We start from the raw sequence: 20,698 nt of genomic DNA on the forward strand, positions 1-20,698 counted from the left end.
TCACTCCTTCGGTGGACTGCCTTCCCAAAGAATCCGTTCTCAAACCAACTTCAAGCTCAAAATCGCCATATGCGATTCCCCTGCCCTCGTGGGGGAGATCGCTAGCTTCGCGGTCCTAAGACCGCGACCTCAGCGCGTCGTTCAAATTCCACATGTCCTTCTCTTCGGGTGCGGTCTCCAGGCCCAGCACCGGCAGCATCTTGCGCAGATGGTCGTGGTGGGTGCGCACGCCATATTCGAGGTCCGAGAGATAGAAGCCCTCGAAGGCTTCGGACAGCATGGATTCGTTCGACCACACCGAGAGCTGGACATCTTCCGACATGGTGTCGCGGTCGATGCGGAAGGAGAGGTAGCGGGCAGCGGCCTGCTCGCGGCTTTCGTCGCGGTAGCGATAGATGGCGCCGCGCAGCAGTGTCTCACCCGTCGACAGCGGAAACTCCTGATAGAACTGCACCGATTCCGGCATCACCGAAATGACCGCATTGGGGAAGATGCCGTAATAGACCCAGGCCTTCTTCAGATAGTCCGGCAGATGCGCCGGCTCCGGCGCGATCTTGACGTAGTTCCTGACGCTCCACCGCCGGCCGGCATGCGGGTTGTAGGTGGCGAATGAGCGCGACACGCCGTTGATGAAGGGCTCGTCGAAATAGGTGGCGCCGTAAAGATCCTGCAAGGCGGGATGCGCCATGGCGACGTGATAGCCCTCATTGTCGACGTCGCGCACCGACTTCCAATTGACCGGCGTCTTCTGGTTCCAGATGCCCCAGGAAGGCACCATGTCGGCGGCGTTGTAATGCGCGAATTCGGGCTCGATCGGCTTCATCAATTCTGCCACCGAGGGCTGCGGCCCGCCATTTCGGAAGCGGATGAAGATGAAGCCCATCCAGACTTCCAGATCGAGCGGCATCAGGCCGAACTCGGTCTTGTCGAGGTCGGGGAAGGAACGCGGACGTGCGGCACCGCGCAGCGTGCCGTCGAGATTGTAGACCCAGCCGTGGAACGGGCACACGAGCGCATTCTTGCAATTGCCCTGGCTGTCGGCGACGACGCGGCTGCCGCGGTGGCGGCACATGTTGTTGAAACCGCGCACGACTCCATCCTTGCCGCGCACGATCAAGGCGCGCTCGCCGACGACGTCCATGGTCAGGTAGTCGCCGGCGTCAGGGACGTCTGAGACATGCCCGACGATCTGCCAGTGGTTGCGGAAGACGTGCTCCTTCTCGAGATCGAGAAGGGCATCGGAGTGGTAACTCCAGCCCGGTAGTCCCCGCCGGTCCCAATCGTTGGGGATCGCCACGTCACGGAGGTGCGGGTTCATAAAACGTCTCTTCTTTTTATTGAATACTCATTCAATAAAATCATATTTTTCATTGAAATGCAATGGCTTGTGAAAGTATCGTATTTCTGTTCATCCGTGCCGAAGTCGATTTTCGACCGAAGCAACCGAGGAAAATACGGGAAATTCCGAGCCTTAACAGGGCTTGTGGAACGAGCGTCTTGGGCGAGGGGCAGCGCTCGTTCCGAGAAAATCTCGCCCGTTTTCTCGCAAAAAATACTGCTTCCCTGTCCGGAGTGTGAGGTTGCTCATAGTTCGCCGGCTGAGGTTGGGCTTTGCTGCCGGATATCGACGTTCCAGCAATATCCTGATCGCGCGCATGAAACAGCTTCGCAAAACAGACCAGCGTATCCGGCCGTGGCCGGTTTTGCCCGATTATGCCCGTTACCAGTGTTGCGATGCTGTTACACGGGCAAGCTCTCCGTATCATTCGCCTGTTACCAAGCGCGATTAAATTCGTTTTATCACCAAAAGAAACTCAGCGAAGGGGAAGGCAATGCATGCGAAAGTCCAGACGATCCGCGACGAGAGCCGCCTTCAGGCTCCAGAGCGCAATGACCGCCGTCCGAAACTGGCGCTGCGCCAGCGGGCCAGTGACCACCCCATGGCGATGTTCATGGTGCTGGCTGCTTGCGCCCTCATCGGAATGGCGTTCACGCCGACAATCGGGCCAGCCTTCGCTTCGCTGAATCCACCGGCCAACCTCGTCGAGGGTGCGCAGACGACGACCAGGACCGCGCGTCTGCCGATGCCGCTGACCGACTTTGCCTGCAGGGGGCAGGCCTGGGGCGCCGAGAGCATCGATTGCCTGCGCGCCATTGCGGAGCAGTCCGGAGCACACAAGAGCCGCGCAATCCGCATGATCGCCAATGCCGCGCCGTTGACCGGCACGCCGAACATTTTCTGACTTCTGTCGAAGCATGATCCCGAAAACCGGTTCCCTCTTTGGGGATCGTGCTCTGACCTCCCCGAGCGCTCCTCCAGCGCTCCTTTCGGCTCCCGCCGCGATGTCGGTTGGGGGCCTCTTTTTTATCCTTTTATTGCCGCCTGTTCGGCAATGGCGGACAGCACACTGCGCACATCCAGCGTGCTGAACGGCTTTTCCAGGATCTGCGGCCGCTGCTGTGCGGGCAGGGCCTCGATTTCGGCCTTCGCGCCGATCAGGTCGCCGGTGACCAGCACGAAACGCCGCGCCAGGTCAGGCTTTTGGGCGAGCAGCTCGCGATAGATCGATATGCCGCTGACGCCAGGCATGCGCAAATCCGAAAAGACGATGTCCGGCGGCATGTGACCGCTCAAGGTGGCGGCGCCCGATTCCCAGACCGGCACGATCCGCGACTTGATGCCCATCAATTCGAGAATGTCGGAGAGCGAGCCGGCAACATCCGGTTCGTCGTCGATGATCAAGGCGTGGCGCAGGCCGCTCGATCGCGGCTGGTTCTCGCCGGCTGTGGCAAGGCCGGCTACGATGGCGGGCAGCTGGACGACAAAACGCGCTCCTCGCGGCAGCACTTCCTCGAACCAGACATTGCCATTGTGCCGCTCGATGATCGATTTCGAGATCGACAGGCCAATGCCGGTGCCGACGCCGACCGGCTTGGTGGTGAAATAGGATTCGAAGATGCGGCTGCGGATCGCTTCCGGCACGCCGGGCCCGTTGTCCTCGACCGAGAAGCAGGGGTGACCCCGGTCGCTGCGGAACGTCCGCACCTTGATCAGCCGGTCGCCGGCAATGCCGGCCAGAGCGTGCTGGCTGTTGATGAGGAAATTGGCCGCCACCTGCGTCACGTGGTCGGCGTCGGCCATGGCCAGCAGCGGGCCGGCGGCGAAGTCGGTGTCGATGATGATGCCGCTTGAGCGCGCGCCATAGGCGGTCACTTCCAACGCTGCACGGATCACCTGGTTGAGGTCGGTTTCGGCTTGCGCCGCGGGATGAAGGCGCACCATGGACAGGAAGCTCTTGACGATGCGGCCGCAGCGCTCGGCGGCGGCACGGACTTTCTCTGCGCGCACCTTGGTCTGCGGATCGGAGGCGAACTCGTGCAGCAGCGTCGATTGCGCCACCACCACGGCCAGCGGGTTGTTGAGCTCATGCGACACGCCGGCCAGCAACGAACCCATCGCCGCCATCTTCTCATTCTGGTGCAGCTTCTCGCGCTGGCGGCCGATCTCCTCCTCGGCGCGAAGCTTGTCGCGCAGGTCGCGGATGGAGCCGAAGATCAGGCGGCGGTCGGCGACCCGCATCTCGGTTGCCGTCAGCTCGATCGGGAACACCTCGCCGGCGGCGTTCTGGGTCACCGTCTCGAGCCGCTGGCCGACCATCGGCGCGCCGCGGCCAGACATGTATTCGGCTCCCGAAGCATAGCCCTTTCGGTAATAGATCGGCACGATGGTATCGAGCAGATCCTTGCCGAGGATGTCGCTGCGCTGGAAGCCGAACATCTTCTCGGCGGCCGGATTGAATTCGATGATAGAGCCGGTCTCATCGATGACGACGATAGCGTCGAGCGAGGCCTGCAGCATGGTGCGGCGAATGACCTCGCTGGCATGGGCTTCGGACAGCGAGCGTTCGATGGCATCGCCGATGGCCAGCGCGATGATGTGCAGTGTCGCCTCTTCCTCGTCGGTCCACTCGCGCTCGTTGACGCAGTCATTGACCGCTAGCGTGCCCCAGAGATGGCCGTGCGCGAAGACCGACACCGACAGGAACGACTTGATGTTCTGCTTTTCGAAATCGGTTCTCAGAAAGCCATCGAGATTGCGCGTGTGGCCGGCGAAGATCTTGCCTTGCCGCTCGTCCTCGGCCAGCCGCTCCAGCAGCGGGTCCGAATTGACGATCGACTGCATGATGACAGTCGGCGACGCCAGTTCGCCGCCAAAGAGAGGGTCGATCCAATAGGCGGCGACGGATTGGGCGAAGCCCTGGCCGGGCAGTTCGCGCAAGCGAAACAGGATGCCGCGCTGGGAATCCATGGCCCGGCAGAGCGTTTCCAGGATACTTTCCATCTCGCGCTGCCAGTCGCCGGCCTCACGCAGCCGGCGAACGATACGCACGGCCGCCATCGCAGCGCCCTGCCTGAAACCCTGCATCTCCGAGCTTGCTGCTTCAGCGGTCATTATCAGCCGTCATTCCATAGGTCATGCCAATTCGATCGACGAGCAACGGCCCGAGCCTGAAACCCTCTGGCCTCGCTGCTCAGTTGCCGTCGCCGGTCGGCAGCGAGAAGATATAGCCTTCGCCGCGCACCGTGCGCAGGAATTTCGGATTGGCCGGGTCGGTCTCGATCTTCTTGCGCAGCCGCATGATGCGAATGTCGACGGCGCGCGACGATTCCGGATCTTCGGTGAAGCCGATCGCCTCGGAGATCGCGGCGCGGGTCAAAAGCCGGTTGGCGCGGGTCAGGAAAACCTCCAGCACGTCGAATTCGCTCTTGGCCATGTCGACCACCGCGCCATTGGCGCCGGTGACCAGCCTGCCGTCGAGATCGGCCTGGAAAGGGCCGAAAGCAACGGAACGGCGATCGGTCCTGGCCTTTTTGTCTTGAAGCTCCTGAGGCTGGGGAACCCGGCGCAACACGCTGCGGACCCTCGCCAGCACTTCGCGCAATTCGTATGGCTTGACGATGTAGTCGTCGGCACCAAGCTCCAGTCCGACGATGCGGTCGAGCGCGGTGCCGGCGGCGGTGGCGTAGATGATGCCGATCGGCAGCTTCGAGCGCAGCCAGCGGCCGAGCGACAGGCCATCCTCGCCGGGCATCGCGATGTCGAGAATGGCGAGGTGGAACGACTGCGTTTCAACGAGGCTGCGCGCGGCGATAGCACTTTCAGCGGTGACCGCCTCATAGCCGGCGGCTTCGAGATATTCGGCAACCGCGTCCCTCAGGTCGGGCTCATCCTCAACGATGATAATTCTTGCCCGCACGATGCTTTCGCTCCCACTTTCAGTGGAAAGTAGATTGGGTATAAACATGATGTCCAGCACTCATCTCGGGATGTCTGTTGCAGGGTGGGAAAACATGGCCGCACGATCGATCATCGCGCTTGTTTCCGTTGCCGAAGTGGTCGCGACCGAACTCGCCGACCATCTCGAGCGACGCGGTCACGATGTGCGCCAGGCGCGGCAGCCCTGGGAGGCCGAATCGCTGCTGTCGGGAAAGGGCATCGACGTCGTCGTCGTCGGCGACAGCCTCAGCCAGGCTGAGGGGCGCGACCTGCTCCGGCGTTATGGCGGCCAAGGCGGGGGCGGCGAGGGCGGACCGGAGTTCATCCTGATCTGCCGGCCGGCCGATCTCGTCGACAAGGTGCTGGCGCTCGAGTTGGGTGCGGCCGACGTCGTCGAGAGCCCGCTCAATGTCAGGGAGCTGGCAGCCCGTGTTGGCGGCCTGCTTTCGCGGCGCGGCAGGGGCACCCAGGAACTGATCGTGCTGGAGAACGCGACCGTCGATCTGCGGTCGGCCATGGTCATGCATCGCTCCGGCACGGAGGAACAGCTCTCGCCCGGTCAGGTGGCCCTGCTCAGGCTGTTCCTGGCCAGTCCACGCAAGGTGCTGACGCGTGACGACATCATTGCCGCGGCACCCGCCGAAAACGCCGACGCGTTCGATCGCTCGATCGATTCGCGCATCGTGCGGCTGCGCCGCAAGCTCGACACCGAAACCATCACCACCATACGTGGCGCCGGCTACAGGTTCGATCCGCCGCAGCAATTCGCCAGTTGATTGCCGGACACCCAGACAATTTGTTTGGCTGAGCATCGGATTTTCCATCTCTGGGCCCGATGCTCTTGAGGCTCAGCGTACCAGCAGAAGTGATGGGCCGACCGGCATGCCACTACCCATGGTCAGTTCGCTTGCATGGGCGCGGTCCCTCAGCAGCACGGTGGCAAGGCCCGCAAAACCGAGCAGGCCCTGTGCGTAGAGCAGTGCGGACAGCACCGAAGCGGCAAATTTCGTTTTCATCGTACCAATTCCCCAAAAAAATGAACGTGTTGCGGGTCGCTTCAGGACACCCCCGAAGTGCCCGCGCCGCCCACGGAGCCCCCCGTCGCGGCGCGGGCCCTCGGTCCTCTCGGCAGCAAGTTGCCGGAGGCGCCGCGCAAACCCGTCAGCCTAAGGCCGACCCGCCAGAGGGCCTTTAGCCGGGCGATGCGCAGGCTGGAAACAATCCAGACCGTGGCGAAAAACAGTGCGGCATGCAGCGTCGAAATCTCGCCTGAAGTCATCGCGCCGAGGCTTGTCAGCGGGGTGCCGGCAACCGTGCCGACGCCGCCGATGACCGCTGCCGCGATGCTGATCCTGAAAAGCCAGGACAGCGCGTTCGATCTCGTTCCCATGTTTCGTTACCGGCTGTTTTCGTTGCGTCAACTTTGCTTGCGGCCCGTATCCGGATCATGCCGCTTGAAGCCTCGCTTTGTTTCAGTTCGGTTTCGAGATCGCCGACCTTTCTTTCGTATGACGCAATTTGCACTTTCGTTTAGAGGCAGATACTCATGTTCCTGACTTTGGTCCTGCCGGCCGGATGCGGAGCCGACTCTCATTCGCTCCCATGAACGTCTGCACTTGCTAACCGGAGGAAACAGATTCGAAACACAAATGAGCATTTTGCGAAATACCCTCGAAACATGACGCTGGGATAAGCAGTCATCGAATTGGAGCCGGCTGGACCGGCAGAGAGAGGGGACTTCATCATGCGTACCGCCATTTCCGCCAAGCTCATCAACATCACCGCAGCCGCGCTGACGGGCGTCGCACTGCTGTTCGGCGCTGGCTCGGGCGCAGCGCACGCCGCCAACAAGATCGTGGCACGCGTTTCGCTCTCACAGCAGATCATGGAAGTCTCGGTCGACGGCCGGCCGACCTTCGCCTGGAAGGTTTCCACCGGCGATCGGGCTCATGTGACGCCGACCGGCTCGTTCAAGCCGACCCGCATGCATGAGATGTGGTATTCGAAGAAATACGACAACGCGCCGATGCCGCACTCGGTCTTCTTCAGCGGCGGCTATGCGGTGCATGCGACTTACGCGATCAAGCGTCTAGGCCAGCCGGCTTCACATGGCTGCGTGCGGCTGCATCCCGACAACGCCGCCGATTTCTACCAGCTCGTCGAAACATTCGGGGCGACCAACACCAGCATCGTCATCGTCAAGTAGCAGGCTGGAAACGATGGCGTGGCAGCATGCTGCCGCGCCTCAAAGCTCCCACCGGAAAACGCTGCAGCATTGAGTACAGCTCAAACCGGCGGTATCGAGCCCAGCCAAAAAGAAAAGAGGTCGGAAATTTCTGGCCTCTTTTCTTTTGTTTCCAACGTGTCTTGAGTAATTCCGAGCGGAAAACCGTTACAGACTTTTCCTGGAATTGCTCTATTAGCTCGGCAGCGCCGGCATCAGCTTGGGATCCGGTTTCTCGGCCAGGTGAGGCAGGTCCTTGCTGGCGATGAAGGTGTAGAACATGGGCACGACGAAGAGCGTGAACATGGTTCCGACCAGGATGCCGGTGAAGATGACCAGGCCCATCGAATAGCGGGCCGCGGCACCAGCGCCGCTGGACGTGATCAGCGGCACAACGCCGAGCGCCATCGCCGCCGTCGTCATCAGGATCGGCCGCAGGCGCACCTTGGCCGAAGCGATGATGGCGTCGCGCCGCCGCATTCCATGCTTTTCGCGCTGCTGGTTGGCGAACTCGACCAGCAGGATGCCGTGCTTGGTGATCAGACCGATCAGTGTGATCAGGCCAACCTGCGTGTAGATGTTGAGTGTGCCGAGGCCCAGATTGAGCGGCACGATCGCGCCGAAGATGGACAGCGGCACCGCCATCATGATGATCAGCGGGTCGCGGAAACTTTCAAACTGTGCCGCCAGCACCAGATAGATGACGACAACGGCGGCCGCGAAAGCGATCAGGATGGTGTTGCCCTGTTCCTTTTCCTGTCGCGATTGACCGGAATAGTCGACGAAGAAGGTGTCGGGCAGGCTCTCGTTGGCGATGTCCTCCAGCGCTTTCAGCCCGTCGCCGGTAGTGACGCCGGGCAGCGGAAGCGCCGAAATCGTCGACGAATTCAGCTGGTTGAACTGTTCGATGGCGGCCGGCGCCGCATTGGTCGAAATCTTGACCACCGCCGACAGCGGCACCATCTCGCCCGTCACGCTGCGTACGAAGTATTCGCCGAGCTTGTCGGGGTTGTCGCGAAATTCCTGCGGCACCTGCGGGATGATGTCGTAGCTGTTGGAGTCGCGGTCGAACTGCGCCACTTCGGCGCCACCGACCAGCAATGTCAGCGTGCGGCCGATATCGGCGATCGGCAGGTTCAGCGCCGCGGCGCGGTCACGGTCGATGGTCACTGTCACCTCCGGTGCGTCATAGGCCATCGAATTCTGCACGACGATGAAGCGGCCGGAGGCTTGCGCCTTGTTCTTGATCTGCTCGGCCACCTCGTACACTTCCGAGGAATCGCCGGTCGATCGCACCACCATGGAGATGGGCAGGCCGCCGCCGGAGCCCGGCAGCGTCGGCGGCGCGAAGACGAAGGCCTGGACACCTGCCACTTTGGCGATACGAGCCGTAATGTCGGCCTGCAGTTCCTTCGAATTGCGCTTGCGTTCCGCCCAGTCCTTGAAGGCAAAGCCGACGAAGGCGCTGTTTGTCGTGCCGCCGAAGGCGACGGCCGAGAATTGCGCCCGTGTTTCGGGAATATCCTTCACCAGACCGAGAATCTGGTTGACGTATGTCTCGGTGTAGTCGGAGGTCGCATAACGCGGCGCTGTCACAAGCGAGAGCAGAAAGCCCTGGTCCTCTTCCGGCGCCAGTTCGCTCGAGGTCTTGGTGAACATGAAGCCGGTGACGCCGACAAGCGCAAGCACGATGATCAGCGTCAATGGGCGATAGTTCAGCGACCCGGTGACGGCGCGCTCATAGACATGTTCGACCCGCGCGAAGGTGCCGTCGACGATGCGCTGGAAACGGCCCGGCGTGCCGGACTTCAGGAGGCGTGCCGACATCATCGGGGTGATGGTGATGGCGATGACGCCCGACAGCACCACCGAGCCGGCGAGCGTGACCGCGAATTCACGGAACAGCGCGCCGGTCAGGCCGCCGGTGAAAGCCAGCGGCGCGAACACGGCGGCCAGCGTCATGGTCATGGCAACGATGGCTGACGCTATTTCGCGCATACCGCTGAACGCGGCCTGCATCGGCGACATGTGGTCTTCTTCCATGTGGCGATGGATGTTCTCCACCACCACGATGGCGTCGTCGACGACTAGGCCGATCGCCAGCACCATGGCCAGCAGCGACAGGAGGTTGATCGAATAGCCGACCGCAAACAAAAGGAAACAGACGCCGATCAGCGACAGCGGGATGGTGATGATCGGCATCAGCACCGAACGGAAGGAGCCAAGGAACAAAAGGATGACGACGACGACGATGGCAACCGCCTCGGCAATGGTCTTGAACACTTCGTAGATCGAGGCGCTGATCTGCCCGGTCGCGTCGTAGACGACCTCGATCGTCATGCCTTTCGGCAGTGTCTCCTGAATCTGCGGCACCAGCTTGGTGAGCGCCGCCGCCGTGGTCAGCGGATTGGCCGCTGGGGTCGGGAAGATGGCGAGGAAGGTGCCGGGCTTGCCGTTGAAGGAGACTCTGGTGTCGGTGTTCGCGGCGGCGAGTTCGACGCGAGCCACGTCGCGCAACCGAACCACATTGCCATCGGTCGAGCGCAGCGGCAGTTCGGCGAACGCCTCCGGCGTCTGCAATGTCGAGCGCACGGTGATCGACGAGACGACATACTCGTTCTGGGTGTTGCCAGGTGCCGACAGGAAGTTGGAATTGTTGATCGCCGTCAGCACTTCGGAGGCCGTCACGCCGCGCGCGGCGAGCTTGATCGGATCGATCCAGACGCGCATCGAGTATTCCTGCGCGCCGAAGATCTGCACATCGGCGACGCCTTCGACGGTCGACATGCGCGGCCTGATGACGCGCTCGATATACTCCGTCAGCTGCTCCTTCGTCATGTTCGGATTCTGCATCGAGATGTACATCATCGCGAACTGCTGACCGGTGCCCTTGACGATGACAGGGTCCTTGGAGGCGTCGGGCAGGGTGCCACGCACGCCTTGGACCTTGGACAGCACTTCGGTCAGCGCGACATCGGGGTTGGAGCCGAGCTTCATCTGCACAGTCACGGTGCTGGACGACGGCCGGCTGGACGAGGTGACGTAGTCGATGTTCTCGGTCGAGGCAACGGCGCGGGCGATGGGGGCGGAAATGAATCCCTGGATCAGATCGGCGCTGGCGCCTGGATAGGCCGTCGTGATGGTGATGGCCGTTTCGTCGACCTTTGGATACTGCCGGATCGACAGGTTGAAGATGCCCTGGAAACCCAGGAGCAAGATCATGCAGGCAAGGACCGTCGAAAGGACAGGCCGGCGAATGAAGAGATCGGAAAAGCTCATTGCTGGTCGGCCTGCTTGTTCGCCGATTTGGTCGGATCAATGGTGTTGTCCACAGCGACGGACATGCCGTTGAAGAGACGGTTCTGACCGGCAGTGACGACCTCGTCGCCGGCCTTCAGCCCCTCGACGATCTCGACCATGCCTTGATTGCGGCGGCCTGGCTTGACGAACACCTGCGACAACACCAGCGCAGGCTTGTCACCTTCCGCAGCCGGCTTGGCCGCATCGGCAGCCTTGTCCGCTGGCTTTGCCGCATCGGCGGCGGGCTTCGTTGCATCAGCCGCCGGCTTCATGGCATCGGCTCGCTTGGCGTCAGCCGGTTTGTCGGTGGCCGCCGCGGCTGGTTTTTCTTCCGGCTTGGCTGCCTGCGCCGGGGCCGCCTCGGCAGGCTTCGCTGGCTGCACCACGAAGATGTAGTCGCCATAGAGGCTTGTCGTCAGTGCCGTCTGCGGTAGCGTCAGCACGTTCTGCTCTTCAGGCAGTTCGACGCGCACCTGCACGAACTGGCCAGGGGTCAGCTTGCCGTCGGGATTGGCGACTTCCGCCCTGACATTCACCAGCCGGCTGGACGAGTCGATCTTCGGGTCGATGCCGCGAATGGCGCCGGCAAACGGCCTGTCCTCGCCGCCGAAGCCCAATCGAACCGTCTGGCCGATCTTGAGCAGCGGGAGTTGCTGTTCGGGAACCGAGAAATCGACCCGCATGGTGTCGAGATCCTGCAGCGTCACTACAGCGGTGCCGGGCGCCAGGTACTGGCCGAGGTCGATTTTCGGGATACCCACCATGCCGCTGAAAGGCGCCGTCAGCTGCTTCTGGTCGAGCACCGCCTGCAGTTTGCTCACTTGCGCAGCGGTTGCCGTTGCGGTTGCCCGCGCCGTGTCGAGCGTAGCGTCCGCATTAACGCCGCGCCTCTGCAGTTCAATGGCGCGCGTCAGCGCCATCTGGACGACCGCCACTTGCGCCTTCGTCGCTTCTAGATCTGCGCGCTCGACCGCATCGTCGAGCTGCAGCAGGACCGCGCCGTCCGCAACCTTCTGGTTGGCATGGAAAAGGATGTCCTTGACGACACCGGTGGTCTCTACCGTCAGGTCAACACCGCGCACCGCTTTGACCGTACCGATCGCCTCGACGCCCGGCATCCAGGTCGAAGGCTTAGCGATGGTCGTCGACACGGTTGCCGCCGGCGGCTTCATCGATGCAAAATACTGCTTGATGCCGTTGTCGCGCAGGAAGTTGAAGCCGACGATACCGCCGACCACGACGACGAGCACGGCCAGAACCAGAACGATGATAAAGATACGGAGTATGCGCTTGAACAAGGAAGTCCCCTCAGTCGAAATCCGGCGCGAAGCGCGGACATCGGGACACATATCGACTGCGGGTCCCGATTTCAAATAGTGGCGGTCTTACTGTACCGTCTGGACGGTCTTGTCAATTGGGCCTAAGCTTGCGAAGGGAGGCGCCATGAGAGCCCAGAGAACGAACTCGCGCGAGAAAATTCTCGCTGCGGCGGCCGAAGTCGCACGGGAATCCGGACCCGGCAGCCTGTCGCTGGAAGCGGTGGCCAGCCGCGCCGGCGTTTCGAAGGGCGGGCTGCTCTACAATTTCCCCACCAAGGCCAAATTGATGCAGGGGCTGGTCGAGGGCTATCTGCGTGAATTCGAGCAAGCGCTGGACTCCGCCCGCGCGAATGACAAGGACGAAAACCCGCTGGCCGTCTACATCAGGCTGTCGGCCAATGATTGCGAGGAAAAGCAGCCGTCCGCGTCCTGGATCTTCTCGGCGATCGCCGAAGACCCCGATTTCATGACGCCGATAAAGACATTCAAGCAGCAGCTTTTCGAGCGGCTGAAGGGCGAGACGCCGGACCTCAAATCGCTGCTGGTCTGCTACCTCGCCATCGAGGGGTTGCGCAGCATGAACCTCTTCGATGCGGATGTCCTGTCGAAAGACGAGCGAGAGCTGCTGGTATCGTCCTTGCTTGAGATTGCCAAATAGGCGCTTGGTCGGAGCGCTCAATCCACCGCGCGCTCGATATCGCGGCGCAGGACGATCGCGGTTGTGAGGTCCTCGACACCGCCATGACTGGCGATCAGATCGCGCAGTGTGTTCAGCCTGTCGATGGACGGCACCTCGACCTCGACAATCAGATCGAGTTGGCCGCTGACCGATGATACCCGCCGGACTTCCGGATAGCGTGCCAGCTGGTCGAGAATGCCGATCGACGGCGTGCGTATCAGTGTGACGAGCAGGAAGGCGCAGACCAGGCCCTTGTCCATCTGACCGATATCGGCTCGGTAGCCACGGATGACGCCGCTTTTTTCCAGCGAAGCCACCCGCTCGCTCGTCGCGCTACGCGACAGGCCGATGCGCCCCGCAAGCGTCTTCAGCGGGATGCGAGCCTCCTTCGACAGGATGCCGAGAATGTCCCTGTCCTTGGCGTCCAGTTCCCTCATCACAGCCGCTCCCATCCGCTTCCGTTAATGTGCCGGCCAATGCAATCGTTGTGACGGCGCAACCGACGCTTTGCCGGATGCCCGATTTTCAAGCCCATGCCAAGCTTTGAGAAAGCAGATGCGGATTGCCGATGACCAATGTTTCCCACCCAGCGCCTCAGTTCTCGCAAAGCGAGGCCATTGATATCGCCGCGCGGCATTTCGGCATTGCCGGCAGCGTCACATCGCTGGACAGCGAGCGCGACCAGAATTTCAAGCTGACCGCATCCGACCATTCGTTGTGGATCCTCAAGATCGTCAACGCCAGCGAGCCGCTCGGTGAGAGCGAGTTCCAGACGGCGCTGTTCGACCACCTCGAGCGCAACAGTCCTCATCTCGCAGTACCGCGTCTCAGGATGACGGCGCGGGGAACATCTCTCGCTCGCGCCACCGGCGCCGGTGGCGAAGACCATGCCGTGCGCCTGGTCTCCTGGCTTGCCGGCCGGCCGCTGGCTGAGAGCCCGTCCACTCCGGAGCTGCTTGAAAGCCTCGGCGGCGCGCTCGGCCGGTTGGACCGCGCACTGCAAGGCTTCATCCACCCCGGCGCGCTGCGCACGTTCGACTGGGACATTCGCCGGGCCGGTGCTGCGCGGCAACGCCTTCACCACATCGACGATGAGCAGGATCGCGCCTTGCTGGAGCGGTTCCTCGATCATTTCGATGCCGCGATCGCGCCCCGACTGCAGGCGCTGCGGGCGCAGGTGATCCACAACGACGCCAATGACTGGAACGTGCTCGTCGATCCGGAGCGGCCAGAGCATGTCGCCGGGCTGATCGATTTCGGCGATGCCTTGCACAGCGTGCTGATCGCCGAGGTTGCGGTCGCCTGTGCTTATGCCATCCTCGATGCCGAAGATCCGATCGGCGCTGCCGCCCGTCTTGCCGGCGGGTTCCATGCCGAGTATCCGCTGCGTGAAGAGGAGCTCGATCTGCTCTTCGATCTCATTGCGATGCGTCTCGTCACCTCGGTGACGCTGTCGGCGGCGCGCAAGGAGCGGACCACCGACAATCCCTATCTGTCCATTTCGGAAGCGCCGGCCTGGCGCCTGCTGCGGCGCTTGGGAGCGATGAACCGGCGCTTCGCGACGGCGATCCTGCGCCACGCCTGCGGCTTCGAGGCCGCGCCCGGAGCGCGCGCCATCACGCGCTGGATCACTGCGAACCGCGCGCAACTTGCGCCAATTCTCGACCGCCATCCGGCGACGCTTGCCAAGGCGATCGTGCCGTACGGCGATCCGCAAAGTCCAATGACGGTGACATCGGCCGCTCGGCAGCCCGACCAGGCGACCGCATGGTGGGATGCCTATTGCGCCGAGCATGGCATTGCGCTCGGCATCGGCCCGTGGGGCGAGGCACGCACGGTCTACACCAGCGACATCTTCCGCTCGCGGTTCGTCGAAGGCGCCCGCCGCGCCAATCATCTGGGCCTCGATCTGTTCATGCCGGCGGGTACGCGGCTCTACACGCCACTGGCCGCCACCGTCAGAAGCGTCGAGATCGAGGAGGATCCGCTCGGCTATGGCTGCCTGGTGGCGCTGGAACATGCGCCGCCGGGATGCCCACCCTTCGTCACCCTGTGGGGGCATATGGCGCATGAGGCAGGACGGCGGCTGAAGGCCGGCGACCACCTGGAAGCAGGCGCGCTCGTCGGCGAAATGGGCACGGCCGCGGAGAATGGCGGCTGGGCGCCGCATCTGCATTTCCAGATATCGACGGATGCAAGCCTGGCCGCGCGCGACATCCTTGGCGTCGGCGAAGAACGCTATCTTGCCGTCTGGCAAGAGCTGTTTCCAGACGCCGCTGAGCTGGCCGGCATTCCGCCCGAAACCTTCCATAAAAGCGGTCGTTCCCGTCCGCAGATCGTTGCCGCGCGCAAGGCGTCGCTGCTGCCCAATCTCTCGATCTCCTATTCCGAGCCGATCAAGTTCGTGCGCGGAGAAGGCGTCTGGCTGATCGACGATACTGGGCGCGCCTATCTCGATTGCTTCAACAATGTCTGCCACCTCGGTCATGCCCATCCCGATGTGGTCGAAGCGATCGCCAGGCAGGCGGCGAAACTCAACACCAACACACGCTATCTGCACGACGCCATCGTCACTTATGCGGAACGGCTGACGGCGACCTTGCCCGCAGGCCTGTCGGTGGCGTCCTTCGCCTGTTCGGGCAGCGAGGCCAACAGCCTGATGCTGCGCATGGCGCGAGCCCATACCGGCCGCAGCGAGGCGATCGTGCTCGACTGGGGATATCATGGCACGACGCAGGAACTGATCGAACTCAGCCCTTACAAATACAAGCGCAAGGGCGGCAAGGGGCGCCCGCCGCATGTGTTCGAGGCGATCATCCCCGACAGCTACCATGCCCCGGCCGAATGGCCGCTGGCGGAGCAAGCAAAACGCTTTGCCGAGAGTGTCGCCGAGCAGATCGCTGATATGGCGAGACAAGGCCGGGCGCCTGGCCTGTTCCTGGCGGAATCTATCCCCAGCGTCGCCGGCCAGGTGTTCCTGCCGGACGGCTATCTCACGGAAGTCTATGCGATGGTGCGGGCCGCCGGCGGCATTTGTGCGGCCGACGAGGTGCAGGTCGGCTTCGGCCGCGTCGGCAGCCATTGGTGGGCTTTCGAGACGCAAGGGGTGACGCCCGACATCGTCACCATGGGCAAGCCGATCGGCAACGGCCATCCGATGGCGGCCTTGGTGACGACCACCGAGATCGCCGCCTCGTTCAACAACGGCATGGAATATTTCAACACTTTCGGTGGCAATCCGGTGTCCTGTGCGGCCGGGCTTGCGGTGCTCGACGTCATCGAGCGCGACGGCCTCAGGCGCAATGCGCTGGAGATCGGCGACTATCTTATAGCCAGGTTCAAGGCCTTGCAGTCCCGCTACGACATCATCGGCGACGTGCGCGGCCAAGGGCTCTTCCTCGGTATCGAACTGGTCGAGGACCGCAAAAGCAAGGCGCCGGCGACCGCCCTAGCGCGCCACGTCAATGACGGGGTCAGGGCACGCGGCGTGCTGATCGGCACCGAAGGGCCGCACGACAACGTGCTGAAGATGCGCCCGCCGATGATCTTCAGCCGGGCCAACGCCGATCATCTGGTCGGCGTTCTCGATGAGACGCTGGCGGCGGTTCTGGCGGAAGGGACGTAGGGCGGATCCGCACGCCCAGGCGGCGCGCGGACAGAGTTTTAGGGACAGCGATTTTCACGAACTTCCGGCGCTCCACGTGCCGGCGGCAGGAGAGGCTTTGCCTCATCAAGGGAGGAAACAGATCATGAGACATGCAGTCATCACCGCGCTCTTGCTTGCATCGGTCACGATGCCGGCGCGGGCGGATACGTTCGACATCGTCAAGCAGAGGGGTTCGATCCTGTGCGGCGTCAGCCAGGGCGTCGCCGGTTTTTCGTCACCCGACGACCAAGGGAAATGGGGCGGTTTCGACATCGATTTCTGCCGCGCTGTCTCGGCCGCCGTTTTCGGCGACCCCGACAAGGTGAGCTATGTGGCGCTGTCGACCAAGGAACGCTTCACCGCCCTGCAAGCGGGTACCGTCGATATTCTGTCGCGGCAGTCGACGTGGACGCTGTCGCGTGACACGGGCATGGGCATCCACTTCGCCGGCGCCGCCTATTATGACGGCCAGGGCTTCATGGTGCGCAAGGACCTCGGTGTCGACAGCGCGCTCAAGCTCACCGGCGCGACGGTCTGCGCGGAGCAGGGCACGACCACAGAGCAGAATGTCGCCGACTATTTCAGCGCCAACAAGATGAAGTACGAGGCGGTGGTCATCGATTCCGCCGACAGCATCATCAAGGCATTCGATAGCGGCCGCTGCGATGTCTACACCACGGACGCATCGGCGCTCTATGCGCAGCGCCTGAAGCTGACCGACCCCGCCGCCTTCACAGTGCTGCCCGAGATCATTTCGAAGGAACCGCTCGGCCCGGCCGTTCGCAAGGGCGACGACAAGTGGTTCGACATTGTGCGCTGGACACTGTTCTCGCTGATCGAGGCGGAAGAGGAAGGCATCACCCGGGCCAATGCGGAAGCCTCGCTGAAGTCACAGAATCCGACGATCCGCCGCTTCCTCGGCGTCGACGGTGACAATGGCCAGCAGCTTGGGCTCGAGCCTACCTTCGCCTACAACATCGTCGCCAAGGTTGGCAATTACGGCGAGATGTTCGAGCGCAATCTCGGTCAGTCCAGCCAGCTGAAGATAGCGCGCGGCATCAATGCGCTGTGGAACGCCGGCGGCCTGATGTACGCGCCGCCGGCGCGCTGATATCCTAGCCGGGCCGCGTGCGTTTCGGTGACGCGCGCGGCCCTGTTTCGGCGATCCTAGAGACGCAATCCAGCGACGCGTGACGGCGTCGGTCGCCAGGCTTTTCGCCTGAAATATCCGCGGACATTGTGTTCGTCATCGTCCCACAGGGTTCATTGTGCGTACATAGCGTCCATCCCGGTTCTTTGCTGCCATGCAATAGGAGTGGGACATGCTGGATATAGTTTATAGCGAGGCGGGTATTCCGAGACCGGGACCGGATCATCCGCTGGATCAATGGGGTGGCGCGAAGTGGTTCCTGCCGGCCGTCGGCGTGCTGGTGCTCGTCGGCATTGTCTATGTCGGCTATGCGCTCATCCAGGATCAGGCGGTGGCCAAGACCGTGCCGTGGATCCTGCTCGGCATCGCTTTGCTGATCGCGCTCGGCTTCGAGTTCGTCAACGGCTTCCATGACACCGCCAACGCGGTGGCGACGGTCATCTACACACGCTCCATGCCGGCCGAATTCGCCGTAATGTGGTCGGGCGCCTTCAATTTCCTCGGGGTTCTCACTTCCAGCGGCGCGGTCGCCTTCGGCATCCTGTCGCTGCTGCCGGTGGAACTGATCCTGCAGGTCGGCTCGTCCTCCGGCTTTGCCATGGTGTTCGCGCTGCTCGTCGCGGCGATCCTGTGGAATCTCGGCTCAGGACTGACCAAGACGGTGGCGCTGGAAGCAGCGATCGACGACGTCACCGTCAACGCCATCGCGCCGGGTTACGTCTGGACGCCGCTGGTCGAAAGGCAGATCCCGGACACGATGAAGACGCGCGGCATGACCGAGGAACAGGTCAAGCATGATGTGCTGCTCGCCGCCCAGCCGACCAAGGAATTCGTCACCGTCGACGAGCTTGCCGCGCTGACGCTGTTCCTGTGCTCGGACTCCGCCAATCAGATCACCGACACGACCTTGCCGATGGACGGCGGCTGGACCGCACAGTAGAGCGTAGGCGAGGCGTTTCGTTTGCCAGCTGATGTCGCGGCGCGCCAGCAAGAGGCACTTCGGTCAGGTCCATGAAAATCATCCAGATCTCCGATCCGCATCTGATGACACCGGGCGGTCTTCTGTACGGCTCCGATCCGCTCGCCCGGCTGGAAGCCTGCCTTGCCGACATCGGCACAAACCATGCCGATGCCGAACTGGTGGTGATCTCCGGCGACCTCACCAATGACGGCGAACGCGCCGCCTACGCCGCGCTGCGGGAGACACTGGCAGGGTTGGTTCCGCCCTGCCGGCTGATGCTCGGCAACCATGACGACCGGATGCTGTTTGTCGAGATGTTCCCGGAAGCGGTTGCGGAAAACGGTTTCGTCCAAAGCGTCGTCGACAGAAGCGAGGGCCGCCTGGTCCTGCTTGACACACTGGACAGCGGCCATGTCGAGGGCAGGCTGTGCGAGGCGCGCCTGCGTTGGCTAGGCGAGAGACTGGAAGAGGCGCGCGACCGGCCGGTCTTCCTGTTCATGCATCATCCGCCGTTCAGGATTCATATCCCCGAGCTTGACCGTGTCATGCTCACCGACGCCAATGCGTTGCACGATGTCCTACTGCGCCACGGCAATGTCCGTCATATCTTCGCTGGGCATGTCCATCGGCTGATCGCCGGCAGCTGGCGCGGTATTCCGGTGAGCACGCTGCGCAGCACCAATCATCAGACCGCGCTCGATTTTTCGGACAGCTGGAGCCTTGGCCACGAGCCTCCCGCGTATGCCGTGATCCTGATCGACGCTGACGGGGTGGTCGTCCACTTCCACGACTTTCCCGCCGCGCGGCCGGGTAGCGCTATCGTTGTCGGCAGCACCGGCTAGGTAATGCTGTGGGCACGACTTGTCGTGGGTGACCGCTGCCGTCGATCGCTCATCCGGCGCCGCAATCGACCTCGACAATTATCTGATACCGTACCGTCCCCCGCCGAAAATCAATTCCGATTTCCGGAGCCATAGGCTAGAACGATTTTCGGGTTTTGTACGGGGTCTATATGTTCGCTACGGTCTTTGGTGCTTTCCGCGTCCTTTCCTTCCTCGTTGCCGGCCTCGCCTTCGCGCTGTGCACGCCGGCGCACGCGGTTGAATTCAAGACAATCACGATCAACGTCGGTTACGGTGCTGGCGGGGGCTATGACCAGACGTCGCGGCTGATCGCACGCCACCTTGGCCAATTTCTGCCCGGTAATCCGAACATCGTGGTTCAGAATGTGCCGGGGGGCGGAAGCCTCAAACTCGTAAAGATGATGGTGGGCAGCGAGCCCGCCGATGGCAGCGTTCTCGCCTCGATCGGCGAGGCTATGGCCTATGCCCCTATCCTAGATCCGAAGAACGCGAATTTCGATCCGCTCGCCCTGCAGTGGATCGGCTCGCTCATCGACGATCCGGCCTATTGCATGACGACCAAGAGCTCCGGCATCGACACGATGGAGAAGTTCCTGCGGTCCGATTTCCTGATCGGGGCATCGGGCAGGAGCAGTTCGACCTACATCTATCCGGCCCTGGTCAAGAACGGGTTGAAGGCGAAGTTCAACATCGTGACCGGCTTCGAAGGAACGGCGGACATTCAATTGGCCATGCAGCGTGGTGAAATCGCCGGCTTGTGCGGCGTTTCAAGTTATGTCCTCACCGTCAATCGCGATACGATCAACATCATCGGGACATTCGGAGAAGGCACCATCGCGAGTGGAGAAAAGCTGGAGAGTTTTTCCGAGAAGATAAAGGACCCGACGATTCGACAGGCCGTCACCCTTATCGAATCGAGCTTGCATTTCCATCACCCGCTAGTGGTGCCGCCGGGAACACCCGGTGAGACGGTCGATGCTCTGCGCAAAGCCTATCTGGATATGGCCAGGGACCCGGAATTCCTGGCTGACGCCAACAGGATGGGCGAAACCAAGGTGAAGGTTACCAGCGGCGAAGAGATCAGCCGAATTATCGCGCAGCACCTCAAATCGGATCCGGTGGTCTTCGAGGCCGCCAGAGATCTCATAGAATAGGGCTTTGCCCGGCGTTTTCGTCGCTCGCTCATTCCATGGTGCTGTCCAGCCTTCCTGCGACGGCATTCGGATACACCATCACCCCTGCTGAAAACCGATTCCGATTTCCGAGGTCATGGGTTAG

At 62.3% G+C, this 20,698-nt stretch carries 17 protein-coding genes; 9 read left to right on the top strand and 8 right to left on the bottom strand.

Features of this window, described 5'->3' with window-relative positions:
- Positions 1-115: 115 nt before the first annotated feature.
- Positions 116-1,318 (bottom strand): aromatic ring-hydroxylating oxygenase subunit alpha, encoded by a 1,203-nt coding sequence (locus tag ASD99_RS22680; RefSeq protein ID WP_056587314.1) that lies wholly within the window; start codon positions 1,316-1,318, stop codon positions 116-118.
- 514 nt (positions 1,319-1,832) lie between these two features.
- On the opposite strand from ASD99_RS22680, the gene ASD99_RS22685 reads away from it, so the two are divergent.
- Entirely contained in the window at positions 1,833-2,243 is a 411-nt protein-coding gene (locus ASD99_RS22685; protein WP_057144981.1) for a hypothetical protein, read from the top strand.
- Between the two features lie 122 nt (positions 2,244-2,365).
- Here the strand turns inward: ASD99_RS22685 and ASD99_RS22690 are convergent, their stop codons facing one another.
- Both ASD99_RS22690 and ASD99_RS22695 read right to left on the bottom strand, forming a co-directional pair.
- Positions 2,366-4,453: an ATP-binding protein gene (locus ASD99_RS22690; RefSeq protein ID WP_057144982.1), complete on the bottom strand. Its 2,088-nt coding sequence runs from the start codon at positions 4,451-4,453 to the stop codon at positions 2,366-2,368.
- Between the two features lie 79 nt (positions 4,454-4,532).
- Entirely contained in the window at positions 4,533-5,306 is a 774-nt protein-coding gene (locus tag ASD99_RS22695) for a response regulator (protein WP_200951033.1), read from the bottom strand.
- A 46-nt stretch (positions 5,307-5,352) separates the two neighbouring features.
- Between ASD99_RS22695 and ASD99_RS22700 the strand changes: the two genes are divergently transcribed.
- The gene (locus ASD99_RS22700) at positions 5,353-6,054 is read left to right on the top strand and encodes a response regulator transcription factor (protein ID WP_056587303.1); all 702 of its coding nucleotides are present in this window, start codon (positions 5,353-5,355) and stop codon (positions 6,052-6,054) included.
- 72 nt (positions 6,055-6,126) lie between these two features.
- Here the strand turns inward: ASD99_RS22700 and ASD99_RS34155 are convergent, their stop codons facing one another.
- Both ASD99_RS34155 and ASD99_RS22705 read right to left on the bottom strand, forming a co-directional pair.
- Entirely contained in the window at positions 6,127-6,294 is a 168-nt protein-coding gene (locus ASD99_RS34155) for a hypothetical protein (protein WP_082583397.1), read from the bottom strand.
- A gap of 41 nt (positions 6,295-6,335) precedes the next feature.
- On the bottom strand, positions 6,336-6,668 hold the full coding sequence (locus tag ASD99_RS22705) for a hypothetical protein (RefSeq protein ID WP_057144983.1): 333 nt from the start codon (positions 6,666-6,668) through the stop codon (positions 6,336-6,338).
- A 354-nt stretch (positions 6,669-7,022) separates the two neighbouring features.
- On the opposite strand from ASD99_RS22705, the gene ASD99_RS22710 reads away from it, so the two are divergent.
- On the top strand, positions 7,023-7,484 hold the full coding sequence (locus tag ASD99_RS22710; RefSeq protein WP_056587296.1) for a L,D-transpeptidase: 462 nt from the start codon (positions 7,023-7,025) through the stop codon (positions 7,482-7,484).
- 213 nt (positions 7,485-7,697) lie between these two features.
- Here ASD99_RS22710 and ASD99_RS22715 read toward each other — a convergent pair whose 3' ends face one another.
- Both ASD99_RS22715 and ASD99_RS22720 read right to left on the bottom strand, forming a co-directional pair.
- The gene (locus ASD99_RS22715; RefSeq protein ID WP_056587294.1) at positions 7,698-10,781 is read right to left on the bottom strand and encodes an efflux RND transporter permease subunit; all 3,084 of its coding nucleotides are present in this window, start codon (positions 10,779-10,781) and stop codon (positions 7,698-7,700) included.
- Positions 10,778-12,100 (bottom strand): efflux RND transporter periplasmic adaptor subunit, encoded by a 1,323-nt coding sequence (locus tag ASD99_RS22720; RefSeq protein WP_057144984.1) that lies wholly within the window; start codon positions 12,098-12,100, stop codon positions 10,778-10,780. The genes ASD99_RS22715 and ASD99_RS22720 overlap by 4 nt, the downstream gene beginning before the upstream one ends.
- A gap of 145 nt (positions 12,101-12,245) precedes the next feature.
- On the opposite strand from ASD99_RS22720, the gene ASD99_RS22725 reads away from it, so the two are divergent.
- Positions 12,246-12,779 carry a TetR/AcrR family transcriptional regulator gene (locus ASD99_RS22725; RefSeq protein ID WP_057144985.1) on the top strand — a complete coding sequence of 178 codons (534 nt, stop codon included), beginning with the start codon at positions 12,246-12,248 and terminating at the stop codon, positions 12,777-12,779.
- A 17-nt stretch (positions 12,780-12,796) separates the two neighbouring features.
- Here ASD99_RS22725 and ASD99_RS22730 read toward each other — a convergent pair whose 3' ends face one another.
- Positions 12,797-13,237 (bottom strand): Lrp/AsnC family transcriptional regulator, encoded by a 441-nt coding sequence (locus ASD99_RS22730; protein WP_056587288.1) that lies wholly within the window; start codon positions 13,235-13,237, stop codon positions 12,797-12,799.
- Between the two features lie 131 nt (positions 13,238-13,368).
- Between ASD99_RS22730 and ASD99_RS22735 the strand changes: the two genes are divergently transcribed.
- The 5 genes from ASD99_RS22735 to ASD99_RS22755 all read left to right on the top strand — a co-directional run bounded on the left by ASD99_RS22735 (position 13,369) and on the right by ASD99_RS22755 (position 20,574).
- On the top strand, positions 13,369-16,425 hold the full coding sequence (locus ASD99_RS22735) for an aminotransferase class III-fold pyridoxal phosphate-dependent enzyme (RefSeq protein ID WP_057144986.1): 3,057 nt from the start codon (positions 13,369-13,371) through the stop codon (positions 16,423-16,425).
- A gap of 124 nt (positions 16,426-16,549) precedes the next feature.
- Positions 16,550-17,557: an amino acid ABC transporter substrate-binding protein gene (locus ASD99_RS22740; protein WP_056587282.1), complete on the top strand. Its 1,008-nt coding sequence runs from the start codon at positions 16,550-16,552 to the stop codon at positions 17,555-17,557.
- Between the two features lie 211 nt (positions 17,558-17,768).
- On the top strand, positions 17,769-18,536 hold the full coding sequence (locus ASD99_RS34940) for an SDR family oxidoreductase (RefSeq protein ID WP_057144987.1): 768 nt from the start codon (positions 17,769-17,771) through the stop codon (positions 18,534-18,536).
- Between the two features lie 71 nt (positions 18,537-18,607).
- Entirely contained in the window at positions 18,608-19,399 is a 792-nt protein-coding gene (locus ASD99_RS22750) for a phosphodiesterase (RefSeq protein ID WP_057144988.1), read from the top strand.
- Positions 19,400-19,569: 170 nt separating this feature from the next.
- Positions 19,570-20,574, top strand: a complete 1,005-nt coding sequence (locus tag ASD99_RS22755) for a Bug family tripartite tricarboxylate transporter substrate binding protein (RefSeq protein ID WP_057144989.1) — start codon at positions 19,570-19,572, stop codon at positions 20,572-20,574.
- The last annotated feature ends 124 nt before the right edge of the window (positions 20,575-20,698 follow it).

Source organism: Mesorhizobium sp. Root695 (assembly GCF_001428185.1).
Lineage (GTDB): Bacteria > Pseudomonadota > Alphaproteobacteria > Rhizobiales > Rhizobiaceae > Mesorhizobium.

What these genes read in the sequence shown, in the direction of transcription:
- ASD99_RS34940 (WP_057144987.1), top strand. Translation starts at nt 17,769, where the DNA reads ATGCTGGATATAGTTTATAGCGAGGCGGGTATTCCGAGACCGGGACCG.
- ASD99_RS22715 (WP_056587294.1), bottom strand. Translation starts at nt 10,781, where the DNA reads ATGAGCTTTTCCGATCTCTTCATTCGCCGGCCTGTCCTTTCGACGGTC.
- ASD99_RS22725 (WP_057144985.1), top strand. Translation starts at nt 12,246, where the DNA reads ATGAGAGCCCAGAGAACGAACTCGCGCGAGAAAATTCTCGCTGCGGCG.
- ASD99_RS22680 (WP_056587314.1), bottom strand. Translation starts at nt 1,318, where the DNA reads ATGAACCCGCACCTCCGTGACGTGGCGATCCCCAACGATTGGGACCGG.
- ASD99_RS22755 (WP_057144989.1), top strand. Translation starts at nt 19,570, where the DNA reads ATGTTCGCTACGGTCTTTGGTGCTTTCCGCGTCCTTTCCTTCCTCGTT.
- ASD99_RS22710 (WP_056587296.1), top strand. Translation starts at nt 7,023, where the DNA reads ATGCGTACCGCCATTTCCGCCAAGCTCATCAACATCACCGCAGCCGCG.
- ASD99_RS22705 (WP_057144983.1), bottom strand. Translation starts at nt 6,668, where the DNA reads ATGGGAACGAGATCGAACGCGCTGTCCTGGCTTTTCAGGATCAGCATC.
- ASD99_RS22690 (WP_057144982.1), bottom strand. Translation starts at nt 4,453, where the DNA reads ATGACCGCTGAAGCAGCAAGCTCGGAGATGCAGGGTTTCAGGCAGGGC.
- ASD99_RS22695 (WP_200951033.1), bottom strand. Translation starts at nt 5,306, where the DNA reads ATGTTTATACCCAATCTACTTTCCACTGAAAGTGGGAGCGAAAGCATC.
- ASD99_RS34155 (WP_082583397.1), bottom strand. Translation starts at nt 6,294, where the DNA reads ATGAAAACGAAATTTGCCGCTTCGGTGCTGTCCGCACTGCTCTACGCA.
- ASD99_RS22735 (WP_057144986.1), top strand. Translation starts at nt 13,369, where the DNA reads ATGACCAATGTTTCCCACCCAGCGCCTCAGTTCTCGCAAAGCGAGGCC.
- ASD99_RS22740 (WP_056587282.1), top strand. Translation starts at nt 16,550, where the DNA reads ATGAGACATGCAGTCATCACCGCGCTCTTGCTTGCATCGGTCACGATG.
- ASD99_RS22750 (WP_057144988.1), top strand. Translation starts at nt 18,608, where the DNA reads ATGAAAATCATCCAGATCTCCGATCCGCATCTGATGACACCGGGCGGT.
- ASD99_RS22700 (WP_056587303.1), top strand. Translation starts at nt 5,353, where the DNA reads ATGGCCGCACGATCGATCATCGCGCTTGTTTCCGTTGCCGAAGTGGTC.
- ASD99_RS22730 (WP_056587288.1), bottom strand. Translation starts at nt 13,237, where the DNA reads ATGAGGGAACTGGACGCCAAGGACAGGGACATTCTCGGCATCCTGTCG.
- ASD99_RS22685 (WP_057144981.1), top strand. Translation starts at nt 1,833, where the DNA reads ATGCATGCGAAAGTCCAGACGATCCGCGACGAGAGCCGCCTTCAGGCT.